At 52.9% G+C, this 1,207-nt stretch carries 1 protein-coding gene; it reads right to left on the bottom strand.

The window, feature by feature from the left end:
- On the bottom strand, window positions 1–1,172 hold a 1,172-nt coding region (locus tag ACHA8N_RS02925), incomplete at its 3' end, for an ISL3 family transposase (RefSeq protein WP_393964641.1).
- Window positions 1,173–1,207: the final 35 nt, after the last annotated feature.

The raw sequence follows: 1,207 nt of genomic DNA, 5'->3' as shown, positions 1-1,207 counted from the left end.
AAGCGTAATCTCAAAAAGAAACGTTCGAGGTTTCGGTAGCCATAACCACGGCGTTTGATAAGCTTGATTTTGTTGTTCGTTCCTTCCATCTTTCCGTTCGATAGACTGGACACGATTGTTCGACGCATCGCTTCCTCTCGGTTCTGGATCGATTTCGCGATCTTCGCCAGAGGCCCGCAAGGATGGGACTGATAACGATCCAACCAATCGGTCAGTCGACGTTTCGCCTGTCCATGGCACGTGGCCTTCAGCACATATCGAATATGTTGAAGTCCTTGATAGAGGTCCCGGGTGAACGGATCTTCCCGAAGGCAAGAATCGGCGACCTCCCGGTCTTCGGGGGACAGCGTCTCCGGACGACAGGCGAGAGCACGGTCAATCACACGGACATGATGGTGACGTTTCACCTCGTTCAAAAAACGACGCCGACGGCGAAGGGCGTCCGTGAAGAACTGGATGAGATGGAAACGATCCAGCACATGTTTCGCATCCGGGAAGACATGTGCGACGGCCTTCGCCATTGCCGGTGCAAAGTCACTGACGACAGAACGGATGTCTCCGGCTATGCCTTGGAGTGCAGCCGTGATGGCCGTGACGTCCCTTCCCGGGACAATGGACAGGAGCCGACCACTCTCCGCATCGAGGGCGATTGTCGCATAGTGATGTCCTTTTCGTGTGGCGAACTCGTCGATGAGGACGTCTGTCGTATGCTTCTCTGTCTCTACTGAGGCGTACCGATAAAACCATTGTTCCACCGTCGTGTAAGGTAATCCGTATTCACGCGCTACATCTGAGATCGTCCTACCGTGGCAACGTTCTGCGATGCCTTTCCGGAACACCTCGGTGGAGGTGCGGACGAGCCCGAGACCGTAGTCATACACGAACGTCAAATCACAAGAGAAGCATCTTTGACGTGGGACATCCAGCTCAATCCAGAGTATACCGACGTTCCATGCGTGACCGTGTCGGAAGCGACGTCGCCTTTTCGAATGCAGGACTGTCTTTCTCTGGCAAAGCGGGCAAGGGATGTCGTGTCGATCCGGGATGACCGGGAAAACGTTCGGTTCTTCGTCTGAAGACATCTGGATCTGAAAAAGGTCTGGAAGTGGAAGAAGTAATTTGATAAACTGTTGGGACAAAGCGAAAACTCCAATCGTGGTTTGTCTAGGCAACAATTACGATACCGGGGTTTTCGCTTTTTTTCTAT

The organism is Exiguobacterium sp. S22-S28 (assembly GCF_043359615.1).
GTDB lineage: Bacteria > Bacillota > Bacilli > Exiguobacteriales > Exiguobacteriaceae > Exiguobacterium_A.
Note: the sequence above shows the minus strand (reverse complement) of the source record. Positions and strands in the feature narration are given on the sequence as shown.